The sequence below is a fragment of the Mycobacterium sp. genome, from assembly GCF_035499775.1.
Classification (GTDB): domain Bacteria; phylum Actinomycetota; class Actinomycetes; order Mycobacteriales; family Mycobacteriaceae; genus Mycobacterium.
In genome coordinates, this window is sequence record NZ_DATJYB010000574.1 from 1 (window position 1) to 7,029 (window position 7,029).

At 68.8% G+C, this 7,029-nt stretch carries 1 protein-coding gene; it reads left to right on the forward strand.

The annotated features are described in order from the left end of the window. A partial coding sequence (locus VML93_RS34675; RefSeq protein ID WP_325617773.1) for a non-ribosomal peptide synthetase occupies positions 1-7,029 on the forward strand: 7,029 nt, incomplete at both ends.

The window sequence follows — 7,029 nt, forward strand, 5'->3', positions numbered from 1 at the left end:
ATGACATTGCGTATCTGATCTATACCTCGGGCACCACCGGTGTGCCCAAGGGAGTGGCCATCACCCACCGCAATGTGACCCAGCTGTTGGAGGCCGCCGGAGATGGGCTGGAGTTGGCGGGTCAGGTGTGGACGCAGTGGCATTCGTTGGCCTTCGACGTCTCGGTGTGGGAGATGTGGGGTGCGTTGCTGCACGGTGGGCGGTTGGTGGTGGTGCCCGAGTCGGTGGCGCGCTCCCCGGAGGATTTCCATGCCTTGCTGGTCAGGGAACAGGTCAGCGTGTTAAGCCAGACGCCGTCGGCGTTTTATGCGCTGCAAACCGCCGAGGCGCTATCACCCGAGCTGGGCGATCAGCTGAAGCTTCGGACGGTGGTGTTCGCTGGTGAAGCGCTGGAACCGCAGCGTCTCCGAACCTGGGTGGACCACCACCCGGGGTTGCCGCGGATGATCAACATGTACGGCACTACCGAGACCACGGTGCATGCTTCGTTCCGGGAGATCGTCGACAGCGATGTCGAGAGCAACGCCAGCCCGGTCGGGGTGCCGTTGGCGCATCTTGGTTTTTTTGTGCTGGATGGGTGGTTGCGGGCGGTGCCGGCGGGGGTGGTCGGGGAGTTGTATGTGGCCGGCCGCGGTGTGGCATGTGGGTATGTGGGTCGGGCGGGGTTGACCGGGTCGCGGTTTGTGGCGTGTCCGTTCGCCGGCGCGGGAGCGCCCGGAATACGTATGTATCGCACCGGGGATTTGGTGTGTTGGGGCGCTGATGGGCAGCTGCACTATGTGGGGCGTGCTGATGAGCAGGTCAAGATCCGCGGGCATCGCATCGAGCTGGGTGAAGTCCAGGCCGCGCTGGCCGGGTTGGCGGGGGTGCAGCAGGCGGTGGTGATCGCCCGCGAGGACCGCCCCGGCGACAAGCGTCTGGTGGGGTATGTCGTCGGCGCGGTCGACCCGTCCGGGGCGCGCGCCGAGTTGGTGCAGCGGCTGCCGTCCTGCCTGGTGCCGGCCGCGGTGGTGGCGGTCGATGCTCTGCCGTTGACGGTCAACGGAAAGCTCGACACCCGGGCCCTGCCGGCGCCGGACTACCAGGATGGCGATCGGTACCGCGCCCCGGCGACCCTCGTCGAAGAGATCGTGGCCGGCATCTACGCGCGGGTGCTCGGTGTGGAGCGGGTCGGCGTCGCGGACTCGTTTTTCGACCTGGGCGGGGATTCATTGTCGGCGATGCGGGTGATCGCCGCGATCAACACAGCCCTGGATACCGATCTCAAGGTTGGCGGCCTGTTCGACGCGCCGACGATCGCCCAGTTGGCGCCCCGCATCGGCGGGGGCGGCGCTGGGCTCAGGCCGTTGGTCGCGGTGCCGCGGCCCGCGGTCGTCCCGTTGTCGTTCGGGCAAAGCCGGCTGTGGATTATCGACCAGTTCCAAGGGCGATCGCCGGTTTACAACATGGCAGTGGCGTTGCGGCTGGACGGGAGCCTCGACGCCCGGGCATTGGCCGCCGCGCTGGGTGACGTGGTGGCCCGTCACGAAAGCCTGCGGACGGTGTTTCCGGAGGTCGACGGGGTAGCCCGGCAGGTGGTGGTGCCCGTCGAGCAGGCGCAGTTCGGTTGGGAGATCGTCGACGCGACCGGATGGCCGCCATCCAGGTTGCAGCAGGCGATCGAGGATGCGGCCGGCTCCGGTTTCGACCTGAAAGCTGAAATTCCTTTGCGGGCAATGCTTTTCAGCGTCAGCGACCGGGAACATGTGCTGGTCGCCGTCGCGCACCATATCGCCGCGGACGGCTGGTCGGTCGGTGTGTTGGCCGCCGATCTGGGGGTGGCCTATGCCAGCCGGTGTGCCGGACAAGCCCCGGGCTGGGCTGAGTTGCCGCTGCAGTATGCCGATTACACGCTGTGGCAGCGGGACAACCTCGGAGATCTGGACGACGGCCAGAGCCCTGTCGCTGCCCAGTTGAGGTATTGGGACCACGCCCTGGCCGGCATGCCGGAGCGGTTGCAGTTGCCCACCGATCGGCCCTATCCGATGGTGGCCGACCACCGCGGCGCCACTGTGGCGGTCGACTGGCCGGCCGGGTTGCAGCAGCGGGTGCGTGCCGTTGCCCGCGAACACAACGCGACCAGTTTCATGGTGGTCCAGGCGGCTCTGGCGGTGTTGTTGTCGCAGCTGGGTGCCACCAGTGATGTGGCGGTGGGGATCCCGATCGCCGGGCGCGACGATCCCGCGCTGGACGGCCTGGTCGGCTTTTTCGTCAACACCCTGGTGCTGCGGATCGAGGTGGCCGGTGACCCCAGCTTCGCCGAGCTGCTCGCCCAGGTGCGGGCCCGCAGCCTGGCCGCCTACGAGAACCAGGACGTGCCTTTCGAGGTGCTGGTCGACCGGCTCAACCCGACCAGGTCACTGACCCACCACCCGCTGATCCAGGTGATGCTGGCCTGGCAGAACAATGCACCCGCCGAGCTGAGTTTGGGTGGCCTGCAGGTCACCGCGATACCGGTGGATACGCACACCGCGCGGATGGATTTGGTGTTTTCCCTGGCCGAACAGTGGAGCGACGCCGGGGATCCCGCCGGGATCGGCGGCTCGGTGGAGTTCCGCACCGACGTGTTCGACGCGGCCAGGGTCCAAGCACTGATCGTGCGGTGGCGGCGGGTGCTGGAAGCCATCACCGCCGACCCCACCCGTGCGGTGTCGTCGATCGATCTGCTCGATGCCGGCGAGCACGCCCTCCTGGATCGGTGGGGGAACCGGGCGGTGCTGACCCAGCCCGCGCCCCCGGCGATCTCGATTCCGTCGGCGTTGGCCGCTCAGGTTGCTCGGACTCCCGAGGCGGTGGCGCTGAGCTGCGGCGGCTTGTCGATGACGTATCGCGAGCTCGACGAGGCATCAAACCGGTTGGCGCACTTGCTGTCTGGCTACCGTGCCCGCCAGGGCAGGTGTGTGGCACTGCTGTTTTCGCGATCAGCGCAGGCGATTGTCGCGATGGTGGCGGTGCTCAAGACCGGGGCGGCGTATCTGCCGGTCGATCCGCTGTTGCCCACGGCACGGGTCGGGTTCATGCTTTCCGATGCCGCGCCGGTCGCCGTCGTCACCACCGCCGAGCTACGCCTGCGGCTGGCCGGATCCGACCTGCCGGTGATCGACGTGGCCGACCCGAAAATCCTGGCTGAGCCGGGCACGCCCTTGCCGGTGCCGAGCGCCTGTGAAGGCTCTGACATCGCCTATCTCATCTACACCTCGGGGACCACCGGTGTGCCCAAAGGTGTGGCCATCACTCATCACAACGTCACGCAGCTGTTCCGAATCTCGGACTTCTTCGACAAGCCCGGCAACCAGATGGCGTTCTCGGTAAGCCAGTGGCATTCGTACGCCTTCGACGTCTCGGCGTGGGAGATCTGGGGCGCACTGTTACGAGGCGGGCGGCTGGTGGTGGTACCCGAACAGGTGGCGGCCTCGCCGACTGACTTCCACGACCTGCTGGTTGCTGAAAAGATCAGCGTCCTCAGCCAAACCCCTTCTGCGGTAGGGGTTTTGCCGCCACCGGGTCTGGAAGCGGCGGCGCTGGTGGTGGCCGGCGAAGCGTGCCCGGGCGCGTTGGTGGACCAGTGGGCGTGCGGGCGGGTGATGATCAACGCCTACGGCCCGACCGAGGCAACGATCTATGCGGCGATGAGCGCGCCCCTGCAGCCGGGCTCGGGAGCGCCGATCGGGTCGCCGGTGTCTGGTGCGGCGTTGTTCGTGCTGGACGGGTGGTTGCGCCCGGTGCCGGCCGGCGTGGTCGGGGAGCTGTATGTGGCCGGTCGCGGCGTGGGTGTCGGGTACTGGCGTCGGTCCGGGTTGACGGCGTCGCGGTTTGTCGCGTGCCCGTTCGGCGTGCCCGGGCAGCGCATGTACCGCACCGGGGATCTGGTCCGTTGGCGCCCTGACGGCCAGCTGGATTACCTGGGCCGCGCCGACGAGCAGGTCAAGATCCGCGGGTACCGCATCGAGTGTGGCGAGGTGGCCGCCGCGCTGGCCGGGCTGGATGGCGTGGAGCAGGCGGCGGTGATCGCCCGCGAGGACCGCCCCGGCGATAAGCGTCTGGTGGGCTATGTGACCGGGGCGGTGGACCCGGGTGGGCTGCGCGCCGCGCTCGCCGAGCGGCTCCCGCCGTACCTGGTGCCGGCGGCCGTCGTGGCGCTCGGCGCGCTGCCGCTGACGGTCAACGGCAAGCTCGACAAGCGCGCCCTGCCGGCCCCCGAATACGGCGACATCGATGCCTACCGGTCCCCGTCGTCGCCGATCGAGCAGATCCTGGCCGACATCTATGCCGAGGTGCTGGGCATGAACCGGGTCGGGGTGCAGGAGTCGTTCTTCGATCTCGGTGGCGACAGCATCCTGGCGATGCAGGTCGCGGCTCGGTCCCGGGCCGCCGGCGTGCTGTGTACGCCGCGGGACATTTTCGTCGAGCAAACGGTCGCCGGGGTGGCCCGGGTCGCGGGCGTGGCCGGCGGCGCCGCCGAAACCGACGAGGGTGTCGGCGAGGTGGTGGCCACGCCGATCATGCGTTGGCTGCGTAGCGTCCAGAGCGCCGGGGCCCCGGTCGAGCAGTTCAACCAGACGCTGGTGTTGCAGGCGCCCGCGGGGGCCACCGAGGACGACGTGCTGGCTCTGCTGCAGGCGTTGCTGGATCGGCACCCGATGCTGCGGTTGCGCGTCGACGACGACGGGTCCCGGGACTGGTCCTTGTGGGCGCCCGAGCCGGGTTCGATGGACGCGGGCAAGTGCCTGCAACCGGTGGCGGCGTTGTCCGACGAGGCGCTGGCCGGGGCGCGATCGCGGTTGAATCCTGCCGCCGGTGTGATGCTGAGCGCGCTGTGGGTCCCGGAAAAAGATGACATCGGACAGCTGGCGCTGGTGATTCACCACTTGGCCGTCGACGGAGTGTCCTGGCGGATTCTGCTGGAGGATCTCAACATCGCCTGGGCACAGCATCGGGGTGGGCAGCAGATCGTGTTGCCGGCGGGCGGGACGTCATTCGCTCGGTGGGCGCAGCTGCTGGCCGAGCTCGCGCGACGCCCGGAGGTCCTGAGCCGGGCGGAGGAGTGGCGGCAGGTGCTTGCGGTTCCTGCCGCGCTGCCCGCGGTGCGCCCCGCTGAGGACACGTTCGCCACCGCCGGGCACCTGTCGCTCACGCTGGACAGCGAGACGACCCGCCAACTGCTGGGCGAGGTGCCGTCGACGTTCCATGCCGGGGTGCAAGACATCCTGCTGATTGCGTTCGGGTTGGCCTGCGCGGAGTTGCTCGGCACCAACGGCGCACCGCTCGTCGTCGACGTCGAGGGGCACGGGCGCCACGAGGAGCTGGCTCCCGGGGTGGACTTGTCGCGCACGGTCGGGTGGTTCACCGCCAAATATCCCGTGGCGCTGAAGTTGGGCGGGGTGTCCTGGGCGCAGGTGGTGGCGGGCAGCGCCGCGCTGGGACCGGTGATCAAGGACGTCAAAGAGCAGCTTCGGGCCCTCCCGGACGGCCTGACCTACGGTTTGCTGCGCTACCTGAACTCCGATGTCGGCCTGGCGGGGCCGGACCCGGCGATCGGATTCAACTACCTGGGTCGCCTGGGCGCCCCCACACCGGCAGCCGGTGCGGGCTGGCACGTCGGTCCGCGGCTCGCCGACAGCAACGCCGGGTCGTCCATGCCGCTGATGCACACCGTGGAGGTCAACGCCGTCACGTTGGAGACCAGCGCCGGCCCGCAACTGCACGCCAACTGGATGTGGGCGCCTTCTGCTGTCGATCGCGCCCAGGTCGCCCGGTTGGGTCAGTTGTGGTTCGCCGCCCTGAACGGCATTTGTGCGCATGTGCGTAGCGGTGGCGGCGGGTTGACGCCGTCGGACATCGTGCCGGCGCGGTTGAGCCGACAGCAGATCGACGAGCTGCAGCGGCAATACCGGATCGCCGACATTCTGCCGCTGACCCCGATGCAGCGGGGGCTGCTGTTCCACGCCGCTACCGCGCAGAGCAACCACGACGATGCGTATGCGGTGCAGCTGGATTTCGCCGTGGCCGGTGCCCTGGACCCGCACCGCCTGCGCGACGCGGTGCACGACGTGGTCCGCAGGCATCCGAACCTGGCGGCCCGGTTCTGTGACCAGTTCGACGAGCCGGTGCAGATCATCCCGGCTGATCCGGTCGCGGCGTGGCGGTATATCGAAGTCGACGCGGGCGCCGATGCCGACGATCAGATCCGGCGGGTGTGCGCCGCCGAACGCGCCGCGGTGTGCGACCTGGCTAGTCCACCGGCGTTTCGGGTGGTGTTGATCCGCGTCGACGCCGACCGACGGTGCAGTCATCGGTTTGTGCTGACCAATCACCACATCGTGGTCGACGGCTGGTCGATGCCGATCGTGCTGCGGGAGATATTCGCCGGCTATCACGGGCAGCGGCTGCCCGCGACCGGCTCCTATCGCAGATTTGTCGCCTGGCTGGCCGATCGAGACCAAGCCCGCGCCCAGGCGGCGTGGCGCGAGGCGTTCGCCGGCTTTGACGCCCCGACACTGGTCGGTCCGCCGGATCGGTCAGGCCCGGCCCCGCGTGGCGCCACCCTGTTCCGGCTGCCCGAGCAGGCCACCCGCGCGGTCAGCGAACTGGCGCGGGCCAGCCACACCACCGTCAACATCGTGTTGCAGGGCGCCTTCGCGCAGCTGCTGATGTGGCTGACCGGTCAGCATGACGTCGCCTTCGGCACCACCGTTTCGGGCAGGCCACCCGAGGTGGCCGGTGCGGAATCGATGGTGGGGCTGTTGATCAACACGGTGCCGGTGCGGGCGACCATCACGCCGGCGACCACCACCGCAGGCCTGCTCGATCAGCTGCACAGTGCGCACCACGACACGCTCGAGCATCAGCATCTGGCGCTGAGTCAGATCCACCGCCTCACCGGTCACGAGAGACTCTTCGACGCCCTTTTCGTGTACCAAAGCTTCCCGATCGACGCCGCCGCGTTGTCGGGCGCACACCAGCTGGCCATCAAGGAGATGTCCCGGCACG